The sequence below is a fragment of the Acinetobacter terrestris genome (genome assembly GCF_004331155.1).
GTDB lineage: Bacteria > Pseudomonadota > Gammaproteobacteria > Pseudomonadales > Moraxellaceae > Acinetobacter > Acinetobacter terrestris.
Genome location: NZ_SJNZ01000007.1, coordinates 75,769 through 98,211, shown reverse-complemented (window position 1 = coordinate 98,211; position 22,443 = coordinate 75,769). Strand labels below are relative to the sequence as shown.

Sequence of the window (22,443 nt, the reverse complement as noted above, 5' to 3'; positions counted from 1 at the left end):
GCCCATCTCAATATTTGGCTTTATAGAATATTATTTCCCCTGTTTACGATAAACACTGGGACGTACCGGACGTGAACTTTTCCATAAACCTTTTTTCTGTTTTTTGGCCTTATTTTGCAAGTCCAACATATAGCGCAAATGGCTTTTATCCTTGATATATTCTTCATATACCCATGCAGCACCGCGTTTAACAATCTCTTCATTAATATTCTTGCGATAGCGATAGACCACACCAACACAACGTCCATAACGGTCGATATCGGTAATTTTCACACGAACCATTTTGTTTTTTACCATGCCTTGAACCAGGCGCTGAGATTCCTTGCCATAGCTTTGGCTAGATTCAGGTGCATCTACATAAGCAAAACGTAACTTGGTTTCAGAACGTCTTATATTGAAACGGTAGCAGGTGAGGGTATCACCGTCGCTTACTGCACTCACACGGCACCAGTATTTTTTACCTTTTTTAAAAGGACGAAATAAATCCTTCAAATATACAGTGATTTTATGCAGTAAATAATAGGAAAAACAGAGGGCGATTAGTCCCAGCACAATTTGCCAGGTCGTAGAGAGATGCAACAAAGTTATGATCCAAATCCTTAAAAATGAGCCGTATAGAAACACAGCTAGGAGATGCATCATTGTAGGTGAAAGCCAGATTCTGCACGGCTTAAAAGCTAAACAGTCAGTGTTTCATTTTGTAGTTTTAGGAATAGCCTAAGCATTTTTATAAGCCTAAAAACTGTATATGCTTGAACAAATAGCCTAAGCTAAATAAATCATCCTGAATAAAATAGCCTAAGCAAAAATTTTAGAAATTTCGCTTCGCAAAAAACTATGACGTGAATTTAATTGCAAATCTTTATGCCAATACATCCCCAAATCAATATTCGGCAGTTCTACAGGAACATCAAAAATATTCAGATCCTGTGCCAGTTGTAAATGAACCAATATATTTTTAGGAATAGTGAGAATGGCTTGAGGCTGCTGAGTTAAAATCTGCAGGGCAGTTGAATAATGCTGACAACGTAGAAAAATCTGGCGGGAAAACTGTTTTCTGTTCAAATATATATCTTCAACCAAAACTCCAGTACGTCGTGATGAAACCCCAATATGCGGCGAGGCCAGATAAATATCTTCGGTCATGCTTTGCTGTTGAGTACACACGACAAACTGGTCTTGCACCAGTTTTTCAAATTGAATTTTTTCCCCAAAATTTTGTTCTAAATCAATCACAAAATCAATTTGCTGAGTGGCAAGATCACTAACGATATTTTTACGGTCTAGCTTAATACTGGAAAATTGAATCGCTAAATTAAGTTGATGAAAATGCTCTACCAGTTTGGGAAAGATAATCGGCTCAATTTCATCATGCACTGCAATTTTTAAGCTCTGGACCATGCTTGGGTCAAAATTTTGTTTTTGGATTGAAATAGCTTGAATTGCAATCAAGGCATTTTTAATTACAGGATAAATCTGTTCAGCGAAAGGTGTAGGAAGCATTTTGCTGCCTGCTCGCACAAACAAATCATCCTGCAAGTGTTGTCTTAAACGTTGTAAGGCATGACTGGCCGCGGATTGGCTAATGCATAAAATTTGTGCAGCTTTTGAAATACTTCTTTGCTCATAAATCGCAATACAAAGTGGATATAAATTAATATCGATACGGTGGAAAATTGCCAGATCGACGCTACTACCTATCGGACTTTTATTATGAATACTGTTCATAGTGTTGTATTGAATTAAATCATTTTGTTCATAGTAGTTTTCAAGCTAAGGTGTTGTAAAGAGCAGTAATGACAATATTGAGAGGGAAGTTGCCATGTTTGAGTTATCAGCACGTGCACAAGATTTTATAGAACGAACCAAAACTTTTATAAAAAATGAAATTGAACCGGTTGAAACACAGTTTTGGAATGATGTTCATGCGCTGAATCAAGGGGGTGACTGGACAACATGGCAATGGCCAGCACAAATTGAAGTGCTTAAAGGTAAAGCCAAAGCAGCAGGGCTTTGGAACATGTTCCTGCCAGATCCTGTATTAGGACAAGGCTTATCTGTACAGGAATATGCACATATTGCCGAACTGACAGGGCGCAGTTTAATTGCACCCACTGTATTTAACTGTAATGCACCTGACAGCGGCAACATGGAAGTATTATGGCGTTATGGTTCTGATGCGCAAAAACAACAGTGGTTAAGTCCTTTACTCGAAGGCAAAATCCGTTCTGTATTTTGTATGACTGAACCAGATGTGGCTTCTAGTGATGCAACCAATATGCAGGCGACAGCAGTCATTGAAGGTGATGAAATTGTCTTGAATGGCCGTAAATGGTGGTCATCCGGTTTAGGCGATCCTAATGCAAAAATCATTATTTTTATGGCCCACACCCCCGATGAAAATAAAGACCGTCACCATCAACATTCCATGGTTTTGGTGCCTATTGATACGGTAGGCGTAAAAATTGAACGGATGTTGCCGGTGTTTGGTGACTACGATGCACCACATGGTCACGGCGAAATCAGCTTCAATAATGTGCGAGTATCTATAGCCAACTTTATTGGTGGTGCAGGGCAAGGTTTTGAAATTGCCCAAGGTCGTTTGGGACCCGGTCGGATTCATCATTGCATGCGTTGTATTGGCGCGGCAGAAAAATCATTAGAGTTGATGATTGACCGTGGCATGAGCCGAACTGCTTTTGGTAAAGAAATTTTAAAATTGGGCGGTAACCTGGAACGTGTTGCCGAAGCGCGGGTCGCCATAGATCAAGCACGACTTTTAACTTTGTATGCTGCCTATAAAATGGATACTTTAGGCAATATGGCGGCTTTGACCGAAATCTCTGCGATTAAAGTGGTTGCGCCGAGTGTGCTGGAAAAAGTTGTCGATATGGCTATCCAGATTCACGGCGGTGCAGGTGTTTCTCGTGATACACCACTGACGGGTTTCTTTGCCCAAGCGCGTAGCCTACGTTTGGCCGATGGTCCAGATGAAGTGCATAAAGGCATGATTGCCAAACTTGAACTGGCAAAACGTGGTTACGGTTCACGTCGTAAATAAGATTTAAAAATACAAGGTGTAGATGAGACTTCTTACAACTTTCTGCAAATTTTCCTATCAATAGAAAATGAAAAATGTGTAAATAAGGAGAGTAAGAAGTCTTTTGAAATTGAAGATTTAGGGAAATAATCATGTCAGTTATTGATATTGGTGGAAAGGTCCGTGAAGGTGAAGAACTGGATGTGGTCGCTGTAGAAAATTGGCTTAAGCAACAAGGTATTGATCTACACGGTCAGGTCGCTGTCACTCAATATTCAGGGGGTGCATCTAACTGGACGTATCGTTTGAAATATGACAATGCCGATTTAATTTTGCGACGTCCACCCAAAGGTACCAAAGCCAAATCTGCGCATGACATGGCACGTGAATATCATGTGCAGCATCATCTTGCACCTTTCTATCCGGTACTGCCGGAAATGGTTGCGCTGTGTCAGGATGAATCAGTGATTGGCTGTGACTTTTATGTGATGAAACGCATCAAAGGCATTATCCCACGGGCGAAATTACCGCCTGAATTGCAGTTTGGTGAAGCCGAAGTCAATAAGCTGTGTGTCAATGTCATTGATAAGTTGATCGAATTGCATCAAGTGCCATATCAGGGAACGGAACTTGAAAAACTCGGCAAGGGCGACGGCTATTGTCGTCGTCAGGTCGAAGGCTGGGATACCCGTTATGAAAAAGCGCATACCATCAATGTGCCTTCATTCAGGTTTGTACGTAAATGGTTATTGGAAAATATTCCTGAGGATAGCAATACCTGCATCATTCATAACGACTGGCGTTTTGATAATGTGATTTTAGATCCGCACAATCCAACTGAAGTGATTGGCGTACTGGACTGGGAAATGGCGACTTTGGGCGATCCATTGATGGATTTGGGTTCAGCTTTGGCATACTGGGTTGAAGAGACAGATCATCAAATTTTTAAAGCGACACGTCGTCAGCCGACCCATTTAAAAGGCATGTTTAGCCGTAAACAAGTGGTCGATTACTATTTAGAAAAAATGGGTCTTCAAACTGAAAATTGGGCTTTTTATGAAGTGTTCGGCATTTTCCGTTTAGCCGTGATTGCCCAGCAAATCTATTACCGTTATCACCATAAACAAACCAATAATCCTGCATTTAAGGATTTCTGGATCGTGATTCATGCCTTGCATCTTCGTGCATTAAAACTGATTGGTAAACAAAAGTTCGAAGCCAATGACATTGCACAAAAATATAAAGCGAAACTTCAGGAAATTTTAGGAAAAGTAAAATGACCACAATTTATCTGATTCGTCACGGACAGGCTTCGTTTGGTGCGGAAAGTTATGACAAACTTTCACCGAATGGCGAATTACAGGCAAAATTATTGGGTCAGTATTTCAATCAAATTCTGAAAGAAGAACCTTATGTCGTTGCCGGTTCGATGCAGCGTCATCAACAAACGGCCAACTTGGCCTTGGCGGAATGTTTTCCTGATACCCCCATCATGACGGACAATGCCTGGAATGAGTTCAACCATCAACAGGTTTTTGCTCAATATGAACCGCGTTTTAATGAACCGCATTTATTAAAACAGGATGTTGAAAATGAAGCCAATCCACGTGCCTATTTAGCCAAAATTTTTGAAGGTGCCATTGAACGCTGGACGGGGGGTGACTATCACCATGAATATGACGAATCTTGGCCAAATTTTAAAAGCCGTGTAGAAAGCGCATTGCAAAATTTAAGTGATGAATTGGCAAAAACCAAACCGCGTTATGCCGTAGTATTTACATCGGGTGGTGTAATTTCAGTTGCTGCAGGAAAATTACTCGAGCTGAATGCGAACCGTACTTTTGCACTGAACTGGGCGATTACCAATACCAGTATGACCACATTACGTTTGGTGGGAAATGAGCCGCAATTACTCAGTTTAAATGAACATCATTTTATTAAAGCTGAAGATCCTCAATTACTGACATGGATTTAATTTATAGATTTAATTTTTAGAAAAATAGGAAAGGAATAAATCATGACAAAAACGATTTTAATTACCGGTGCCAGCTCGGGTATTGGTGCGGGAATGGCACGTGAATTTGCACAAAAGGGCTATAACCTTGCGATTTGCGCACGTCGTCTGGAACGTCTTGAAACTTTAAAGCAAGAACTTGAAAGCAAATACGGTATTAAAGTGATTACAAAAACTTTGGACGTAACCCATTACGATCAAGTCTTTGAAGTATTTAAAGCGTTTAAACAAGACTTTGGCACGATTGATCGCGTGATTGTAAATGCTGGAGTGGGAGAAGGCCGTCGTATTGGTAAAGGCAATTTCGAAGTTAACCGTGCCACGGTAGAAACCAACTTTATTTCTGCTTTGGCGCAATGTGAAGCAGCGGTTGAAATTTTCCGTGCGCAAAATTCAGGTCATTTGGTGATGATTTCATCGATGAGTGCAATGCGCGGTATGCCAAAGCATTTAACCGCATATGGTGCAAGTAAAGCAGCAGTTGCACATCTGGCAGAAGGTATTCGTGCCGAACTGATTGATACGCCTATTAAAGTAAGCACAATTTTCCCCGGTTATATCCGGACTGAAATTAATGAAGGCGCTAAAAAACTGCCTTTTGAAGTGGATGAAAAAACAGGCTCACATTTGCTTGCTCAAGCAATCGAGAAAGAGCCAGTAAAAGCATATGTACCGCAATGGCCATGGCTGCCATTAGGATTGGCGATGAAAGTATTGCCTTTAAAATGGGTCAATAAGTTGGGCTAAGACTTAAATACTCAAGTGCTTAAATGCTTAAATAAAAACAGGCTCAGTAATGAGCCTTTTATTTTTTAAGTTTTAATAAACTCATTTTTAATTAATTATATTGATAAAAATAATAGAGGTACAAAATACGGATTTATATTGAGCGGATCTGCAAAACGTTTAAAAGAGCAGCTTTATAATCCCAATATTAATAAAATTATCTATTATTCTTGGAAATCAGAATGCCTAACATAATGATAAAAGTGCTCACACCACCAATGACAAAACTCATCAGCCCCATTTCAAAAGTAAGTATTTCATTCCAAAGATTATTGTTGCTCCAGGGTACATAAACACCTTGTCTCCACAAAAAGCTGATCGCGCATAAAACGAGAAAGGTGATAAGCGTTGAAATGATGAGCGTAATAACAAGATTTTTCCAGATTTTACAGCCCACAATTAATGTAATAACACTAAGGCCAACGATTGCAATTATTGATATTAATAAAATGCTATTCCAATAGTCCATTTCGATTACTCTTGGCTAAGTCAATAATAAAATTATGCAAGTATGATGGTATTTAAATTCTAGAGATTACTTTAATATGAATCCCGTATATAAAGTAGGCATTTTCTTCCAAGAAATGTAGCTCTTTCACTTTTTTATAAATAAATTTTTATTAACTTAGGGTCTGTTGACATTTACTGTGCAAAAAAATAGCGAGCAAGTAGAGTTTAATCGCCAAACCAAATCTACTCCTCGCTATGCCTCGTACAATGTTGACCGATCAACACTGGTCTAAGTTAGAAACTATTTTCCGTAATTTTCGTATTTATCTCAAACAAAATCTTCGAAATTTTATTGAAGCTATTCTTTATAGAATTCGTACAGGCTGCCCATGGCGGGATTTACCCTCAGCCTTTGGAAAACCAAATTCTATATTCAAGAAATTTTCCCGATGGTCCAAAGATAATAAGTTATTAAAAATATTTAAGTTAATTTCATCTGATGCTGATCTGGAGTGGGTGTTTATTGATGCCAGCCATGTGAGGGCTCATCAGCATGCTACAGGAATCAAGGATCAGGCAATTTCAAAAAGCATTGGTGGAAACAGTTCTAAAATTCATTTGGCAGTTGATTCTCATGGGAACCCTGTTCAGTTTCTGATAGAGGATGGTACGACCCATGATGTAAAAGTGGCACCGAAATTAGTTAACAGCATAGATCTGAACGAGACAGAAATTCTCTGTGCCGATAAGGGTTATGACTCTGAATCCTTGAGAGAACAGATAGAAAAAATGGGTACTCAAGCCAATATTCCCAAGAAATCCAATACGCTTTCAAATAATGATCATATGGATTGGTATTTATATAAAATCAGGCATTTAATTGAGAATGCCTTTGCTAGATTAAAGCAATTTAGAGGAATTGCCACACGCTATGACAAGCTAAAGCGAAGCTATGAAAATTCTGTTGCCTTAGCTTGTATCTTTATTTGGCTACCATTATAAAATGTCAACAGACCCTAAAGTAAATCCTTAAATTCGATTACATGATTTTTCGACTCAAGGATTAAATTTTAAGCCGATTAAATAAGCCTGTGGTTTTAAGGTTAAATGTTATACTCATCCACTTAATTTTTATCCATCTTCTTCTCATGCTCCGCATTTTTCTTCGTGCTATTTTCTCTCTATGGTTGTTATTGCTGAGTAGCTAGGTCGATGCCTCTATTCCATTAAATTTTGACCAAGATCATAATGCACGACTTGATGGCGTATGGAATTATTATCCTAATCAATTATATCTGGCTCTGAAAATCAGGATGGTTCTCCATCCAAAATTAGTAAAAACGTTCAATTACCCGCATCATTTATCAGTATTTAAGGGCATAAAGATGGCGTAGCAACGTTTCAACAGCGTTTTCATTTACCTGAATCTGCGGTAGGGCAACAAATCTACTTATATATTCCCTACCAGTATGGTGCCTATCAGTTATTTGTGGATGATGGCTTACTGACCAAGATTGGGCAAGTTGGTGCAGAGAGGCAGCATCAAACTGAAATGGCGCCTAAATTGGTATCATTTTTCCCGAATAAAACCGACGTAGTCATTACCATTCAGGCCTCAATTTTTCAGCATATTCGCGGTGGTCTGGAAAACAGTATTTATATCGGTTTTAATAAACCGATTTTGCACAAATTTTATGGCCAAGTGATTCCACTCAGTATTGTAAGTGGTGTATTGCTGATGATTGGCTGTTTTATGGTGTTGTTTGCGCTGTATCGTATTGCGCAGAAGCAGCCTAGTCATGTTTGGCTGTTTTTGGGAATTTTTATTTTATGTTTAAGTCTGCGTAGTTTCTTTGCTGTTCCCTTTATTTATACCTTATTCACCAATATTCCTTGGCTTTGGGGAACGCGACTTGAATATCTACTGACTGAATTGGTCTGTCTGTTCTTTCTACTTTATGTCTACTTACTGCCTCATCAGCTCATTCACAGCTTTTTATTACTGATTACTTGTGCAGTGATCATTGTCAATGTTGTGGTGACTTTGACCCAACAGCCTTTGGTCTTTCAACACTTCTTTTTTCAAAGTTTTGCCATTTCATTTCTGATTTTTGCCAATCTTTTATATGGGGTTTACCGGATTTATCGTGATCAAATTCCCTATTCAAAAGCCAACGCTTTTGCCATTGTTTTAGTGTGTCTTACATTTATACATGACTATTTATTGGGGCTTAAGCTGATTGATTCAGTAGAAATCGCCTTTTATAGTTCGTGTGTTTATTTTATGGTGATCACCTTACAGCTCAGCCGTGATTATGCTGTGCAGAGTTATAAAACTGAATTGCTGAATAAGAAATTATTGCAGTGGAACACGATGCTGGATCAGAAAGTACAAGAACGGACCCAGGCCGTAATGCAGCTCAATGAGCAATTGGCACTGCAAGTTCGAATCGATGCTTTAACAGGTGCATATAACCGTTATGCACTAAATATAGAGATACAACAGCGCTTTAAGCAAGCGATCGAAGCGGAATCATCGCTGGTGTTCTATATGATTGATGTCGATTATTTTAAAAAATATAATGATTATTATGGTCATCTTAAAGGTGATGATATTTTAAAGACTTTGGTCAAGACCATAGATTCAATTTTGCCAGCATCGGGTTTTTTAGCACGCTATGGTGGGGAAGAATTTGCAATTTTGTTATCGGATTTGAGTATGGAACAGGCTCAAGAATTTGCAGAAAAATTGCGTCGAGTGATCCGTGGTCTAGAACTCGAGCATGCCAACCGGGACGATGGAAAACCCTATATTACCATTAGTGTCGGGGCTGCCGTGATGGATCCTGCACATAGCTATAGAAGTGTCGATTGCTTGATGAAAACAGCGGATCAGCAACTCTACCAAGCAAAAATCCAACGGGATCAAGCCTGTCTTCAGTAAGTCAGATGAAACTGGGATTGAGTTTTAACAATTCATCAAGTGAAATGTCATATCCTTTTACGATTACTTGCTCTTTTATATGCAGTAATTTGTCTTGAAATGCTAAATTGATTGTAGTGTTGATTGAAGAAGAATAAATATGAGTCAAATTCACATCGCTGCCATTTTAGGTTTAAGTTTAACTTTTTATGGTTTAACTGCATGTCATGCCCAAAATGACACTTCACAAAAGGCAAAGGAACAGCCAAAACAGCAATCTTCCTCAAAAATACCGCAAGGTTATCAACTCAGTACGATTGCACAATTTAATGAACCTTGGGCCATTACATCTTTAAAGGATGGTCGCTTACTGATTACTGAACGAAAAGGCAAATTACAATTATTTGATCCCCAAACCCAGCAAAAAGTCGAAGTCAAAGGCCTGCCTAAAGTGGCTTATGGTGGACAAGGCGGCTTGGGCGATATTGCATTACATCCGCAATTTGCACAGAACCATCAGGTCTATATCAGCTATGCAGCAGCAGGACAGGGTGGTTATGGGGCTGTAGTTGCACGCGGGGAATTGGATTTATCTAATGCTAAAGACCCACAACTTAAAAATTTAAAAACCATTTGGCAACAAGTGCCTAAAGTACAAGGTCAGGGCCATTATGGACATCGGCTGTTATTTGGCTCGGATGGCAAGCTCTGGATCAGTTCAGGTGAACGTCAGAAGTTTGATCCTGCACAGGATATGCAATCGAATTTAGGCAAAATTCTACGTTTAAATGATGATGGTACACCTGCTTCAGGTAATCCATTTATGAACCAGGGCGAGATTGCCAAACAGGTCTGGAGTTTGGGGCATCGCAATCCTCTAGGTATTGCATTTGATCATAAAGCTCAGCTGTGGGTAGCTGAAATGGGACCCAAAGGTGGCGATGAACTGAATATGGTTGTGAAGGGTGATAACTATGGGTATCCCTTTGTTTCCAATGGTGATCATTACGATGGTAAAGACATTCCTGACCATAATACCCGACCTGAATTTAAGGCGCCTGAGATCAGCTGGACTCCTGTCATCTCGCCATCCAGCCTGATATTTTATAAAGGCAATCAATTTCCCGCATGGAAAAATAAGGCCCTGATCGGTGGCTTGTCATCCAAAGCCATTATTGTGGTTGATACCGAAATGAAACCCATGAAGGAAGTGCAGCGCTTGGATATAAAACAGCGTATTCGTGGCTTGCTGGAAGCCAAAGACGGTGCAATTTGGGTACTTGAAGATGGCAAAAATGCCAGACTACTCAAAATGACTGCAAAATAATGTCATCCTTTAATTTAAAAGCCTGCATTGAAATAAATGTTAGGCTTTTAATAATATCTGTATAAGTCATCTGGTGGTATTACGCTGCATAATGATCATCAGCATTAAATACATTGGCCTGAATTTGAATGAGTTTACGGTTACCTTGTTCGCCATTCATGCGCCAATGGGCAATTTTAATATTATCGACAATCGCAACATCGCCTTTCTGCCATTGCAATAACAGGGCATCACGATACATCGCATCAAAAAAGTCCTGTTTCTCTTGATCCGTCCATTCAACTTTATGGCCCTGCTGATTGAAAATTTCCCAGGTCAGCTGCATACCGTCAGCCGTGGAATCAATCTGGATTTCACCACGATTTTCAAAGCAATTTTGCGCAGCCTGATAAGCAAATGGATTGGTATTGTTGGCAAAGGCCCACGGTTGTAGCGCCAGCTTTTGGGTCACAGGATGCTTAATCACCAGAGGAGCACGTTGCAAGGTTAGTTTGGCTTTCTTGTCAGGCAGTATGCTTACGCTAAAAGGACTCTTTTTCAGCAAGATCCGATCCATAAAATTAATTTTGCGCGATGAGACATAAGAAAAATGGTTCCATGTGCCTTGGTATTTTTGCTTTACCGATTCAGGAAAATTTTCCCAAATTTTCTCGAGATTGTTAAAACCAGTTTCAGCCAGATAAGTTGAGGGTTCCTGACAATATAAAGCGATATAGCGCGAGCGTTCAGAACGGACGCCACCTTCCACGTGCGGACCTTGTACAGCGTTTTCTACTGGCCCCAACTGAACGGTATTGCGGTCAATATAACGTCGATAATCGCCTGCGCCTAAGATACTTTCACTATATTTACGCATCCATGATGCAACCCAACCCGGCATATTGGGATTGAAGGAATTCCACGGCTGTAACTTGAATTTTTGTTCAATAAGTTGATGAAATTCTTCCGTTTGCTGAATGTTAAATCCCCGAAAAATTAGGATGCCATGCTGATGGATTTGTTGCATCAGCTGTTCAAGATTGTTCTCAATATATTGGGCTAAATCCTGACATGTATTGTTGTCGGGGTGAGCCATGAATACTTTGGCGTAATCATTCAGAAAATGATGTTCTAATTGCATAGTTTTTCTCTCAAATATTTTTATTGTTTTACTTATGATGCCTAGAATAATCTTTCACTTTATTCTAATTGCTCATAAAAATGTTATGGATGATTGTTGGACTGAATGGGATTATAAAGTTTGGTATTTCAGCATGATGTAAATTTTGGTGGTTTAATTGAGTTTTTCGACAAGTGGCAGGTTCAGTTTAAACCGTGATATTAAATGATTATAAAAATAAAATGATTTTGAAAAAAAAGCCCCGACATCCTGTCGAGGCTTTTTTATATTCATTTTAAAGGTATAACTCCTGTCGTACCTGTCAGCATCCTGCTGTTATCATCACTTAGTATTTTAGTTTTAAGTTCTGCAGACTTCCTGTCTTGCTATAAGTTAAATATAGTGTGAAAAGTAATGTGTGAAAAGTGGAGATATTCGGCAACTGTTGTAAGCTAAAACGTACAAGATAATTCTATTATCAGGCACTGACGTACTGAATCAGTTTATCCAGCACCGATTTTAGAGTTTTGTTGTCAAATTCATTCGGTTCAAATTCTTCAGTTTTATTGCGTGAAAAGATGTCACGAATTTCAATTACCGCATTACTGTCAACTAAACCGAGTTGGGTTCCGACCTGACGGATTTGATCAATCGAGCGTGAACCGTTGGTTGCCCCATAGCCTATATAAGCCGCAGGTTTACCTTGCCATTCTTTGCCTAGGTAATCCAGGGCATTTTTGAGTGCGGGGCTGTAGCCATGGTTATATTCAGGGCTAATGAAAATCATCGCATCACCTGAAGCAATTTTATCTGCCCATTCCTGTTGTTTCGGTTGATCGTAAATACCGGTAATCGGTGGATGTGCCCCTGAAAAAATAGGCAAGTTCCATTCTTTTAAATCGACCAGTTCAGCCTGAACGGTACTGTAATTTGCTCTTTCGATACTGCGTTGTACCCAGCGCGCAACTTTAATCGCAATACGACCTTCACGAACACTACCGACAATAATTTGAATTTTCATATTGAGCCTGTATTTTTTATAAAGTTAGGGTCTAAATTAATATGAATATGGGAGGCTGAGTATTAGGAATTTGTATCTCCAGAAGCTAAAAAAGCTCCCGAAGGAGCTTTTAAAAATCATCTGTTAGATGATCTTTTACATCAGTTTAATACCTTGCTGACCGGCAGGGGTCACTTTAAAGATTTCCACTTCAAAAGTAATGTCTTTGCCCGCAAGCGGGTGATTGAAATCAATTTCGGTAATATCTTCACCGACTGATTTCACGACACCAAACAGGCTTTGTTTAGCTTTATCTTCAAATTCAATCATATGACCGACAATTGGTGTCTGCTCGAATTTAACCGTATCAAATTTTTGTACGTTTTCAGGGTTCCAGGGACCGAAAGCATCTTCAGGAGGAAGGCTGACAGTACGACGGTCACCGGCACGTAGACCAAACAGGGCTTTTTCAAAACCGGGCAATAAGCTGCCATCGCCCATCACCAGGCTGACCGGTTCTTCACGGCTACGGGTGTTATCAATTTCCACACCATTTTCAATGGCAACCGAAAAATGAAGCTCTACTTTCGAACCTTCATTAATACGGGTTTCTTCATTTGGATTAATAATTTCAGTCATTGTGTTGCGCTTCCGCACGTTGAATACGTTGCTTTTCTAGGAAAAAAGTATCGATCAGCAGCAAAATAGTGCCCACAGTAATAGCACTATCTGCAATATTGAAAGCAGGAAAATGGCTGTTGTTGTAGTAAACGTGAATGAAATCGACCACATAACCTAAAGAAACGCGGTCAATTAAATTACCGATCGCACCACCCAAAATCAGGGCAATCGCCATCGGTAAAATCACCATTTTTTTCGGCATACGCATCAGCCAAAATACAAAAATCACAGACACTAAACCTGCCAGTGAAGTAAAGAAATAACGTTGCCATCCACCGGCATCGGACAAGAAACTAAAGGCTGCGCCATAGTTATGTAGCAATGTCCAATTTAAAAAGGGCAGTACCGGCACAGGATCTGCATAATTCAGCTGTGTCGTTGCAATCCATTTGGTCCATTGATCCAGAATAATCGCGACAATGGATAAACCCACCCACAGCAGATTGTGTGGGTAGAATTGGAATAAGCCCTTTTTAGTTTGCGGATTAGGCATATTTTCTCTCTTCGCCTTGACCTGTAGGAAGGTTAATAATACAACGAGAACAAAGGCCTGGGTGTTCGTGATGTGTATTCACATCCGGAAGAACATGCCAGCAACGGGCACATTTTTCGCCCATCGCAGCCGATACTTTCACACGCAAGCCTTCAAGATCTGTCGCTTCACCTTGTGCTTCATCAAATGCATTTACAATGACAGTTGATGTGATCAGAACGAAACGAAGTTCATCACTTAACTGATCAAGCACCGCTTTCAATTCAGCATTGGCCCAAAGTTCAACTTTGGCAGACAAGTTCGAACCAATCAGTTTGGCATTACGTGCTGCTTCAATTTGCTTGTTCACCGCAGATTTAACCGCAATCATGGTTTGCCAATCAGCTTCTGAAACCAGGTTGGCTTTCGATGCAACAGGAATGTCATACCATTCAGTGGTGAACACGTATTTCTCAGTTTGACCCGGAATTAAAGGCCAAGCTTCTTGAGCGGTAAAGGTCAAGATTGGTGCCATCCAGCGTACAAAGGCTTGAACCAAATGATACAGCGCAGTTTGTGCAGAATGACGTGCTTGAGAATCCGCTTTGGTGGTGTACTGACGGTCTTTGATGATGTCGAGGTAGAAACCACCCAGGTCATTAATACAGAAATTGGTCAACGAACTTGCCACAATATGGAAGTTCATATCTTCATAGGCTTGCTGAATGGTTTTTTGTACGTCCGCTGCACGTTGCAGGATGTATTGATCAAGCGCGATCAACTGATCGACAGGCAATGCATCAGTCGCCGGTTGGAAACCATTTAGGTTCGCCAACAAGAAACGCAAGGTGTTACGGATACGACGGTAGCCGTCTGATGCACGGCTAAAGATTTCTTTACCCGCAGTCATTTCATAACGGTAGTCAGATGACGCAATCCAGAAACGTAAACCGTCTGCACCCATATCTTTAATGATGTCTTGCGGTGTGATCACGTTGCCGATTGATTTCGACATCTTACGACCTTTTTCATCGACCACGAAACCGTGGGTCAACAAGCCTTTGTAAGGTGCGCGCTTGTTAATCGCGATAGAGGTCAATAATGAAGACTGGAACCAACCACGGTGCTGATCTGAACCTTCAAGGTACAAATCAGCAGGATCAGTCAATTCTTCACGTTCACGCAGCACCGCAAAATGCGTTGTACCCGAGTCAAACCAGACGTCTAGCGTGTCACGAACTGCATTGTAGTGTTCGGCATCGGCACCGATGAAGTCTTTCGCTTCACGGTTATACCAGCCATCAATGCCTTCCTGTTCGATCAGTTTGGCAACGATTTCGATCAGTTCAGGGGTACGTGGATGTAATTCGTTGGTGTCTTTATGCACGAAGAACGGGATTGGCACGCCCCAAGTACGTTGACGCGAGATACACCAGTCCGGACGACCTTCAATCATCGATTCAATACGGTTTTTACCCCAATCCGGGACAAAACTGATGTCGTTTTCAATCGCGTTTAAAGCACCTTGGCGTAAACCTTTTTCATCCATGCTGATGAACCATTGTGGGGTCGCACGGAAGATAATCGGAGTCTTATGACGCCAGCAATGTGGGTAGCTATGCTTGATTACCACATGCGCCCAAAGCTTGTTGGCTTCACTTAATGCAGCAATAATTTTTGGATTGGCTTTATAAATGTGCTCGCCTGCAAAAACAGGTGCAGTCGGTAAATACACACCGTTACCACCTACAGGATTGTCGACTTTCAAGTTGTACAACAAGCCAACTTTATAATCGTCTACACCATGGCCGGGCGCGGTATGTACCGCACCTGTACCGCTGGTTGCAATCACGTGTTCGCCTAAAATAACTGGAACCTGACGATCGTTAATTAAAGGATGCTGTAGAACCAGATTTTCAAGTTTTGCGCCCGTAAAATCGGCAATCACTTCAACAGTGCTAAAGCCATAGCGTTCAGTCGCAGATTCCACCAAATCTTTAGCCAAGATAAAGTTTTGCGCTGCTTTGTCATCACCACGTGCGATAACTAATTGATATTCAATATCCGCATGCAAGGCAACTGCCTGGTTTGCAGGAATGGTCCAAGGCGTCGTGGTCCAGATGACGATATCAGTTGAGTCTTTAACTTCTACACCCAAACGCGCCGATAAATCTGCTAAATCAACAACAGTGAAACCGACATCAATCGCATCAGATTTTTTATCTTCGTATTCAACTTCAGCTTCAGCGAGTGCAGAACCGCAGTCCAAACACCAGTTGACTGGTTTAAGACCTGGCTGGATATGACCCTGTTTCTGGATTTCACCCAATGAACGCACGATATTGGCTTCTTGGGCAAAATTCATGGTCAGGTAAGGATTGTCCCAATCCCCAAACACACCCATACGCACAAAGTCTTTTTTCTGTAATTCAACTTGAGTGTAGGCATATTCACGGCAATGTTTACGGAAGGTTGCAGCATCTACTTTAACGCCAACTTTACCGACTTTTTCTTCAACTTTCAGTTCAATCGGCAAACCGTGACAGTCCCAACCCGGAACATACGGTGCATCAAAGCCATCCATAATGCGGCTTTTGATAATGATGTCTTTGAGGACTTTATTTACCGCATGACCCAAATGGATTTGACCATTTGCGTATGGAGGGCCATCGTGAAGCACATATTTTTTCTTGCCAATACGCGATGCACGAATCTGCTGATAAATGTTGTCGGCATACCACTCTTCTAACCATTTTGCTTCACGTACTGCGAGATTTGCTTTCATCGCAAATTCAGTACCTGGGAGGTTTAGCGTGGCTTTATAATCCACTGCATTTTCAGGAGTTTGCTTATCGCTCATGCAAGTTGTCTTCCAATTTAATCAGTCTTAGGCTGACGCGTTTTACAATAAAAAATGTGGGATTTAAAAGGGGAAATTGGAGGTGTTTTGTCGAAACTCAAGCAGTTTCTCAACATCGTCATCAATTCCCGCTTTCAATGCTTCAAGCGAAGGGTAGTCCTTTTCACCATGTAGATAGTTTAAGAACGTCACCCGCATTAACAGGCCATACAGATTAGCAGAAACATCAGGAAAATGTACTTCTAATCGCCATTCAGGATGTTGCTGTTTGATGGCTGGTCGTGTACCGACATGTCCTGCACCAAACAGGGCAGTCGGCTCATAGCCTGCAATCCCCGGTTTTTCAGGATTGTCGGCTTTCACTTTATCTTTTAAAGATCCGGTTTCACATACGACTTCAACGCCGTAAATCCCGTTTAAACAGGGTTTATGACGGTTGAGACGGACGTTAATGGTCGGGAAATCAATGGTACGTCCAATCTGGTCGCCATATTGTACCCGACCAGTAATGCTATAGGGACGACCCAGCAATTTAGCCGCCAAGGCTAAATCGCCGGCTTGCAAGGTATGACGAATCCGGGTCGAGCTGACGCGGTGTCCATCCAGGGCAATGGTATTTAAATTGGTGACCTGAAAACCGTAGCCGCGCAAGAATTCACTATTGCCTTGACGGTTTTTGCCGAAATGGAAATCGTCGCCCAGCACCAGATGTTCTGCGTTAAGTTTATTTTTGAGAATATCGGCAAAGCTTTCAGCATTTAAACTACGGAAATGATTATCAAATTTCGCAATCGCGATATAGTCGACACCCAGTTCGGTTAGGTATTCGACTTTTTCCCGCAATGAGCTAATTCTAGGCGGTGCTTCATAACCTTTAAAAAATTCAAGCGGTTGTGGCTCAAATATCATCACCAGGGTTTTTAAGTTTTGTGCTGCAGCGAGTTGTTTTAATTGTGCAATCATGGCCTGATGACCCAAATGTACACCGTCAAAATTACCAATCGTAGCGGCAGTTTTTGGCAGTTGAAAATTTGGCGCTAAAGCATTCAGGCGGAGCAGCTTCATGGGCGAATCAATAAGTGAAAAATTATCAGGGCTATATATTGCCATAATCTTGAGCGTTCGTCTTGTTGTTGTGTTTTCATACAAAAAAATATTGAACTTTCTAGTAAAAAATAGCATTGAAATGGTTAAGGATTAGATCAGGGAACTAAAGCTTAAATGCATCCAGATGCATCAGATTTTTGAACAGCAAGCTGATCACAATTTTAAATTTGCACTCATCCTGTAATTCTTTTCTAATGGGCACAATTTTAAATTTGCAAGTAAACAAGGTTCCACTATGTCGGATTTGGCTTTAATTATGGCACTTCCTAATGAATCGAAAGGCTTGTTTGAACAAGCCGGGATTCGAGTGCATTACAGTGGTATTGGTAAAGTGAATGCTGCATTTAAAGCCTTTGAAGTGATTCAAAAAACCGGCTGTAAAACCTTACTCAACTTGGGTTCGGCGGGAAGTTCACAGTTTGATGCACATGCCTTGGTTGAAGTAAGCACGTTTGTGCAACGTGATATGGATGTATCGCCATTAGGCTTTGCTGTAGGAGTGACTCCTATGGATGATGACCATCCTGCAGAAATTCATTTAGAAGCTTATTTCCCATACTTAGAAAAAGGCATTTGTGGAACGGGTGACAGCTTTGAAACAGGTATACCGAAAGTGCCCTGTGATTTGGTGGATATGGAAGGCTACGCGATTGCCAAGGTGTGCAAGAAGCTGGGCGTACGATTCATTTCAGTGAAATATATTACTGATGGCGCGAATGACACCGCACATTTGGATTGGGAAGAAAATTTATTGTTGGGTGCGCAAAAGTTATTAAAATTATATCAAACGGTCAAATAAGCAGGGTAGGCCTGGAAATTCGGCGACCATAGTGGTCTATGGTCGTATGCCAAAATTATCGTAGACGATAATTTAAGAATTATAATTTAACAATTATGGGCGGGGAATCACGCCGTATAACATCATATGCACAGTATGTTGGATGATGCGCTGCTGCATACTGCGGTTACGCAAGGTCTTGCCGGTGACCATTTCCATCTGGGTGGCAAAATCTGCATAGTTTTGGGTCACCGCCCAAATATTCAGAATTAAAAGTTCCGGATCAATGTCCTTGGAAATTTTACCTTGATCTTGCCACATAGTAATGACTTTGGCTTTACGCTTGACCAATTTCTTTAACGGACCTTTTAAAATTGGCAGGATATGCGGCGCACCTTGAATCACTTCCAAAGCAAACAGTCGCGATGCTTTCGGCTGGGTACGAGAAACCTCAATTTTTTGCAATAAATAATTGGTAATCGCTTTTTCAGGTTCAAGCTCTGTTTCTAGCATTTGCAGTGGAGCAAGCCACTTCTGTAATACCGTGGTGAGTACTTCAACGTACAAGGCTTCCTTATTTTCATAATAATAGAAAATATTGGATTTGTGCATTTCAGCAATTTGAGCAATCTCGTCTAAGCTTGCCCCATTAAAACCATAAAGGGAAAATACATCCAAGGCTGCGTTTAGCAGTTGATGTCGTTTTTGTGTACTCTTTTTTTGTTCCATTGGCCATTAAAAAACAATTAAAAGTGGAACCTTAAATTGTACGACAAATCATCAGATTTGTGCACAGGCAAAAGTTTTAATTTTATGAATATTGACGATTTATTTTTTAGATCAGCTATTAAATTGCCAAGTTTTCGACCAATGTAAAAAGATGCTTTAAAACAGGGCAGAAAATAGCGCATTAAAGATCGTTAAATAATTCAATTAGATTGATTTTTTTTATTTTTTTGAACGTTGCATTTAATGCTCAAGTATTAAATGAATGATTAAATTAATTAAAGAATAAGATGTGCTTTATTCAGCATTATCAAGAGATGAGCCCAAACTAAGGATCAGGATGTGCTCATTTCAGATTTAAAACATCATGTGGCCAATACAGCATTGAGAACCTGTTGCTCCAACTCGCTAAAAGCGTAATCTTTTTTACGCGGTCGCGGTAAATCCACTTTAAATTGTTTAGCAATATGACCTTTATCCAGCAAAATAATTCGATCGGCCAGTTGAACTGCTTCGCTGACATCATGGGTCACTAAAATGGCGGTAAAGCCCTGCTCGCGCCAGAGTTTTTCAATCAGGCTCTGCATGTCTAAACGGGTGAGCGCATCCAGTGCACCGAGTGGTTCATCCAGCAGCAAGATGCGAGGCTTATGCGACAATGCGCGGGCGAGCGCGGTACGCTGACGCTGACCGCCTGAAAGTTGTGAAGGCCACAATCCGGCTTTCTCTTTCAGTCCGACTTTTTCTAATAGGGCAGAGGCATTGCCTTGATGTTCTTTGGCCAAACCCAGCTGTACATTTTGTTCAATGCTACGCCACGGCAAAAGTCGCGGGTCCTGAAACATGACACGAATGTCATCACTGCTAATACCTTCGCGGATATGTCGTGCCGACTTAAACTTGATTTCACCATAGCTGGGCTGTTCCAAATCGGCAATCAGACGAAGCAGGGTACTTTTACCACATCCGCTACGCCCAACAATGGCAAGGAATTCACCCGGTTGAATATGCAGGTCTAAACCTTCCAGAACCGTCACATCAGCATAGAATTTATGCAGTTGCTCAATCAGAATTTCTGCACCGACCACCGCTGTTGGATTGATATCTGTAGTTGCCGGACGTTCTGGTGCAGCCGGATCTTCAGCGACATGTCGCCCTATACTTAAATCAGTCATGATGTATTCCTTATTTTTGATATCCAGCATGCCAGCGCAGTAAGTATCTTTCTAAGCCTACTGCCAATACATCGGCCAGTTTTCCAAGCAGGGCGTAAAGCAAAATACCCACTAACACTACATCGGTTTGTAAGAATTCACGCGCATTCATGGTCATATAGCCAATGCCGGATTGTGCGGAAATGGTTTCTGCCACAATGAGCAATACCCAAACCAGACCCAATGCAAAGCGTAAACCGACAAGAATGGACGGCATTGCACCTGGTAAAATAATTTCTTTGTATAACTGCCAGCGGGTCAAACCATAGCTTTTACCCATCTCGATCAGTTGTGGGTCAACCGAGCGAATCCCATGATAGGTATTGATATAAATCGGGAAGAATACACCGACAGCGACTAAAAACAGCTTGGCTGATTCATCAATCCCGAACCAGAGAATGACTAAAGGAATTAAAGCCAAGGCTGGAATATTACGGATCATTTGCAAGGTGGTGTCGAGCAGGGTCGATGCCAGTTTAGACGAGCCATTCAGCAAGCCCAGCAATAGGCCCAAGCCACCACCCACCAACAAGCCGAGCAGGGCACGTCCGGCACTGACTTTCACGTGTTGCCAAAGCTCACCCGTGATCGACAGATGCCAAAATGCGCTTACCACTGCACTTGGAGCAGGCAGAATACGGCTTTCTAGCAGACCGGCACTGGATGCAATTTGCCAAATCGCGATCAGTGCGACCGGGAACAACCAGGGCAGCAAATGCTGCCCAAATTGTGTTCCACGTGAAACCTTGGTTTTAGCCAAGGTTTTGGCAGAAATGGTTTTACTCATTAAGCCGGCTCCTTAGCTTTTACTTGTTGTTTCGCCTCATCTGGCACATAGTTATTTGCCACGATTTCACCAAAAGGACCGGTCAGATTCGGTTGTGCCAGTTTTTGACGGGTTTCTAATGGAAGCAGTGGGAACACCAGTTCAGCAAAACGAATGGATTCTTCAAGATGCGGATAGCCCGAGAAAATAAAGGTATCAATACCCAAATTTGCATATTCCTGAATACGGTCAGCCACGGTTTGTGGATCACCGACCAGTGCTGTCCCTGCGCCGCCACGAACCAGACCAACCCCTGCCCAAAGGTTTGGAGAAACTTCAAGTTTGCTGCGGTCGCCATTGTGCAGTTCAGCCATGCGACGTTGACCCACCGAATCCATTTGCTTAAATTTCTTTTGCGCTGCTTGAATGGTAGCATCATCCACATACTGAATCAGTTCTTCAGCCGCCGCCCATGCCTGTTCATTGGTTTCACGCACAATCACGTGTAAACGAATACCGTAATTTAAACTGCGACCACGGGCAGCTGCTTTAGCACGCATGGTTTCAACTTTTTCTTTAACTGCAGCCGGTGGTTCGCCCCATGTTAAATAGGTGTCGACCTGTTCTGCAGCAAGTTCGATTGCAGCATCTGAAGAACCGCCAAACCAGAGCGGTGGATACGGTTTTTGTACTGGCGGATAAAGCAGCTTGGCATCATCGACCTGTAAGCGGTCGCCGTGGAAAGTGAACGACTCACCTGTATGCGAGCGGGTTAAAATTTCACGCCAAATGGTGGTGTATTCCGCTGCTGTTTGATAACGGGTGGCATGGTCTTCATATACCCCATCACCTTTCAGCTCTTGCTCATCACCACCAGTAACCAAGTTCAGTAATACGCGGCCATTCGACAAGCGGTCAAAAGTTGCTGCCATACGTGCAGCCAGTGCAGGGGTCGTGACCCCAGGACGTAATGCCACCAGGAATTTTAAATTTTTGGTCGCATCAATCAGGCTGGCTGCAGTAATCCACGGATCTTCACATGAGCGGCCGGTTGGAATCAGTACACCTTCATAACCTAAGTTATCTACTGCTACGGCAATCTGTTTCATATAAGCATGATCGACCTGACGCGCGCCTTTGCTTGTGCCTAAATAACGACTGTCACCATGCGTAGGAATAAACCAGAAAATTTTCATTGCT

The 22,443-nt window shown here is 41.5% G+C and carries 21 protein-coding genes; 8 read left to right on the top strand and 13 right to left on the bottom strand.

Annotated features, from left to right (window positions below):
* Positions 1–30: 30 nt before the first annotated feature.
* Both E0H81_RS05795 and E0H81_RS05790 read right to left on the bottom strand, forming a co-directional pair.
* Positions 31–642, bottom strand: coding sequence for a thermonuclease family protein (locus E0H81_RS05795; RefSeq protein WP_131317303.1), 612 nt, complete (start codon positions 640–642; stop codon positions 31–33).
* A gap of 156 nt (positions 643–798) precedes the next feature.
* Complete coding sequence (locus tag E0H81_RS05790) at positions 799–1,728, bottom strand: LysR family transcriptional regulator (protein WP_131317301.1); 930 nt, start codon at positions 1,726–1,728, stop codon at positions 799–801.
* A gap of 94 nt (positions 1,729–1,822) precedes the next feature.
* Here E0H81_RS05790 and E0H81_RS05785 point away from each other — a divergent pair, with 94 nt between their 5' ends.
* The 4 genes from E0H81_RS05785 (at position 1,823) to E0H81_RS05770 (ending at position 5,801) form a co-directional block, all read left to right on the top strand.
* Positions 1,823–3,061: an acyl-CoA dehydrogenase family protein gene (locus tag E0H81_RS05785; RefSeq protein WP_131317299.1), complete on the top strand. Its 1,239-nt coding sequence runs from the start codon at positions 1,823–1,825 to the stop codon at positions 3,059–3,061.
* Positions 3,062–3,192: 131 nt separating this feature from the next.
* Positions 3,193–4,320 (top strand): phosphotransferase family protein, encoded by a 1,128-nt coding sequence (locus E0H81_RS05780; RefSeq protein WP_131317297.1) that lies wholly within the window; start codon positions 3,193–3,195, stop codon positions 4,318–4,320.
* On the top strand, positions 4,317–5,015 hold the full coding sequence (locus tag E0H81_RS05775) for a histidine phosphatase family protein (protein WP_131317295.1): 699 nt from the start codon (positions 4,317–4,319) through the stop codon (positions 5,013–5,015). Before E0H81_RS05780 ends, E0H81_RS05775 begins: the two co-directional genes overlap by 4 nt.
* 42 nt (positions 5,016–5,057) lie before the next feature.
* Positions 5,058–5,801, top strand: coding sequence for an SDR family oxidoreductase (locus E0H81_RS05770; protein WP_131317293.1), 744 nt, complete (start codon positions 5,058–5,060; stop codon positions 5,799–5,801).
* 196 nt (positions 5,802–5,997) lie between these two features.
* On the opposite strand, the gene E0H81_RS05765 is transcribed toward E0H81_RS05770, so the two are convergent.
* On the bottom strand, positions 5,998–6,309 hold the full coding sequence (locus E0H81_RS05765) for a hypothetical protein (RefSeq protein WP_131266136.1): 312 nt from the start codon (positions 6,307–6,309) through the stop codon (positions 5,998–6,000).
* Positions 6,310–6,545: 236 nt separating this feature from the next.
* Here E0H81_RS05765 and E0H81_RS05760 point away from each other — a divergent pair, with 236 nt between their 5' ends.
* The 3 genes from E0H81_RS05760 to E0H81_RS05750 all read left to right on the top strand — a co-directional run bounded on the left by E0H81_RS05760 (position 6,546) and on the right by E0H81_RS05750 (position 10,540).
* Positions 6,546–7,292, top strand: coding sequence for an IS5 family transposase (locus E0H81_RS05760; RefSeq protein ID WP_131317291.1), 747 nt, complete (start codon positions 6,546–6,548; stop codon positions 7,290–7,292).
* Positions 7,293–7,779: 487 nt separating this feature from the next.
* Entirely contained in the window at positions 7,780–9,234 is a 1,455-nt protein-coding gene (locus tag E0H81_RS05755) for a sensor domain-containing diguanylate cyclase (RefSeq protein ID WP_131317289.1), read from the top strand.
* Positions 9,235–9,373: 139 nt separating this feature from the next.
* Positions 9,374–10,540, top strand: coding sequence for a PQQ-dependent sugar dehydrogenase (locus tag E0H81_RS05750; protein ID WP_131317287.1), 1,167 nt, complete (start codon positions 9,374–9,376; stop codon positions 10,538–10,540).
* A 79-nt stretch (positions 10,541–10,619) separates the two neighbouring features.
* Here the strand turns inward: E0H81_RS05750 and E0H81_RS05745 are convergent, their stop codons facing one another.
* The 6 genes from E0H81_RS05745 to ribF all read right to left on the bottom strand — a co-directional run bounded on the left by E0H81_RS05745 (position 10,620) and on the right by ribF (position 17,717).
* On the bottom strand, positions 10,620–11,660 hold the full coding sequence (locus E0H81_RS05745) for a TauD/TfdA family dioxygenase (protein WP_131317285.1): 1,041 nt from the start codon (positions 11,658–11,660) through the stop codon (positions 10,620–10,622).
* Between the two features lie 457 nt (positions 11,661–12,117).
* Positions 12,118–12,660, bottom strand: coding sequence for an NADPH-dependent FMN reductase (locus tag E0H81_RS05740; RefSeq protein WP_131317283.1), 543 nt, complete (start codon positions 12,658–12,660; stop codon positions 12,118–12,120).
* 135 nt (positions 12,661–12,795) lie between these two features.
* On the bottom strand, positions 12,796–13,278 hold the full coding sequence (locus E0H81_RS05735) for an FKBP-type peptidyl-prolyl cis-trans isomerase (RefSeq protein WP_131269558.1): 483 nt from the start codon (positions 13,276–13,278) through the stop codon (positions 12,796–12,798).
* The gene (gene lspA / locus E0H81_RS05730) at positions 13,271–13,813 is read right to left on the bottom strand and encodes a signal peptidase II (RefSeq protein ID WP_131269559.1); all 543 of its coding nucleotides are present in this window, start codon (positions 13,811–13,813) and stop codon (positions 13,271–13,273) included. The genes E0H81_RS05735 and lspA overlap by 8 nt, the downstream gene beginning before the upstream one ends.
* A complete protein-coding gene (gene ileS / locus E0H81_RS05725; RefSeq protein ID WP_131317281.1) occupies positions 13,806–16,652 on the bottom strand; it encodes an isoleucine--tRNA ligase in 2,847 nt (948 codons plus the stop codon). Before ileS ends, lspA begins: the two co-directional genes overlap by 8 nt.
* A 63-nt stretch (positions 16,653–16,715) precedes the next feature.
* Entirely contained in the window at positions 16,716–17,717 is a 1,002-nt protein-coding gene (gene ribF, locus E0H81_RS05720) for a riboflavin biosynthesis protein RibF (protein WP_131317279.1), read from the bottom strand.
* A gap of 277 nt (positions 17,718–17,994) precedes the next feature.
* Between ribF and E0H81_RS05715 the strand changes: the two genes are divergently transcribed.
* Positions 17,995–18,558: a 5'-methylthioadenosine/S-adenosylhomocysteine nucleosidase family protein gene (locus E0H81_RS05715; protein WP_131317277.1), complete on the top strand. Its 564-nt coding sequence runs from the start codon at positions 17,995–17,997 to the stop codon at positions 18,556–18,558.
* Between the two features lie 93 nt (positions 18,559–18,651).
* On the opposite strand, the gene E0H81_RS05710 is transcribed toward E0H81_RS05715, so the two are convergent.
* From E0H81_RS05710 to ssuD, 4 genes are all read right to left on the bottom strand, one after another.
* Positions 18,652–19,266: a TetR/AcrR family transcriptional regulator gene (locus E0H81_RS05710; protein WP_131317275.1), complete on the bottom strand. Its 615-nt coding sequence runs from the start codon at positions 19,264–19,266 to the stop codon at positions 18,652–18,654.
* 362 nt (positions 19,267–19,628) lie between these two features.
* The gene (locus tag E0H81_RS05705; RefSeq protein WP_131317273.1) at positions 19,629–20,438 is read right to left on the bottom strand and encodes an ABC transporter ATP-binding protein; all 810 of its coding nucleotides are present in this window, start codon (positions 20,436–20,438) and stop codon (positions 19,629–19,631) included.
* Between the two features lie 10 nt (positions 20,439–20,448).
* Positions 20,449–21,264 carry an aliphatic sulfonate ABC transporter permease SsuC gene (ssuC, locus tag E0H81_RS05700; RefSeq protein WP_131269144.1) on the bottom strand — a complete coding sequence of 272 codons (816 nt, stop codon included), beginning with the start codon at positions 21,262–21,264 and terminating at the stop codon, positions 20,449–20,451.
* Entirely contained in the window at positions 21,264–22,439 is a 1,176-nt protein-coding gene (ssuD, locus tag E0H81_RS05695; protein ID WP_131317271.1) for an FMNH2-dependent alkanesulfonate monooxygenase, read from the bottom strand. The genes ssuC and ssuD overlap by 1 nt, the downstream gene beginning before the upstream one ends.
* Positions 22,440–22,443: the final 4 nt, after the last annotated feature.

Bases quoted from the DNA above. Each gene is read 5' to 3' on its own strand.
- E0H81_RS05795 (WP_131317303.1), bottom strand. From the start codon at position 642: ATGATGCATCTCCTAGCTGTGTTTCTATACGGCTCATTTTTAAGGATT.
- E0H81_RS05790 (WP_131317301.1), bottom strand. From the start codon at position 1,728: ATGAACAGTATTCATAATAAAAGTCCGATAGGTAGTAGCGTCGATCTG.
- E0H81_RS05785 (WP_131317299.1), top strand. From the start codon at position 1,823: ATGTTTGAGTTATCAGCACGTGCACAAGATTTTATAGAACGAACCAAA.
- E0H81_RS05780 (WP_131317297.1), top strand. From the start codon at position 3,193: ATGTCAGTTATTGATATTGGTGGAAAGGTCCGTGAAGGTGAAGAACTG.
- E0H81_RS05775 (WP_131317295.1), top strand. From the start codon at position 4,317: ATGACCACAATTTATCTGATTCGTCACGGACAGGCTTCGTTTGGTGCG.
- E0H81_RS05770 (WP_131317293.1), top strand. From the start codon at position 5,058: ATGACAAAAACGATTTTAATTACCGGTGCCAGCTCGGGTATTGGTGCG.
- E0H81_RS05765 (WP_131266136.1), bottom strand. From the start codon at position 6,309: ATGGACTATTGGAATAGCATTTTATTAATATCAATAATTGCAATCGTT.
- E0H81_RS05760 (WP_131317291.1), top strand. From the start codon at position 6,546: ATGCCTCGTACAATGTTGACCGATCAACACTGGTCTAAGTTAGAAACT.
- E0H81_RS05750 (WP_131317287.1), top strand. From the start codon at position 9,374: ATGAGTCAAATTCACATCGCTGCCATTTTAGGTTTAAGTTTAACTTTT.
- E0H81_RS05745 (WP_131317285.1), bottom strand. From the start codon at position 11,660: ATGCAATTAGAACATCATTTTCTGAATGATTACGCCAAAGTATTCATG.
- E0H81_RS05740 (WP_131317283.1), bottom strand. From the start codon at position 12,660: ATGAAAATTCAAATTATTGTCGGTAGTGTTCGTGAAGGTCGTATTGCG.
- E0H81_RS05735 (WP_131269558.1), bottom strand. From the start codon at position 13,278: ATGACTGAAATTATTAATCCAAATGAAGAAACCCGTATTAATGAAGGT.
- lspA (WP_131269559.1), bottom strand. From the start codon at position 13,813: ATGCCTAATCCGCAAACTAAAAAGGGCTTATTCCAATTCTACCCACAC.
- ileS (WP_131317281.1), bottom strand. From the start codon at position 16,652: ATGAGCGATAAGCAAACTCCTGAAAATGCAGTGGATTATAAAGCCACG.
- ribF (WP_131317279.1), bottom strand. From the start codon at position 17,717: ATGAAGCTGCTCCGCCTGAATGCTTTAGCGCCAAATTTTCAACTGCCA.
- E0H81_RS05715 (WP_131317277.1), top strand. From the start codon at position 17,995: ATGTCGGATTTGGCTTTAATTATGGCACTTCCTAATGAATCGAAAGGC.
- E0H81_RS05710 (WP_131317275.1), bottom strand. From the start codon at position 19,266: ATGGAACAAAAAAAGAGTACACAAAAACGACATCAACTGCTAAACGCA.
- E0H81_RS05705 (WP_131317273.1), bottom strand. From the start codon at position 20,438: ATGACTGATTTAAGTATAGGGCGACATGTCGCTGAAGATCCGGCTGCA.
- ssuC (WP_131269144.1), bottom strand. From the start codon at position 21,264: ATGAGTAAAACCATTTCTGCCAAAACCTTGGCTAAAACCAAGGTTTCA.
- ssuD (WP_131317271.1), bottom strand. From the start codon at position 22,439: ATGAAAATTTTCTGGTTTATTCCTACGCATGGTGACAGTCGTTATTTA.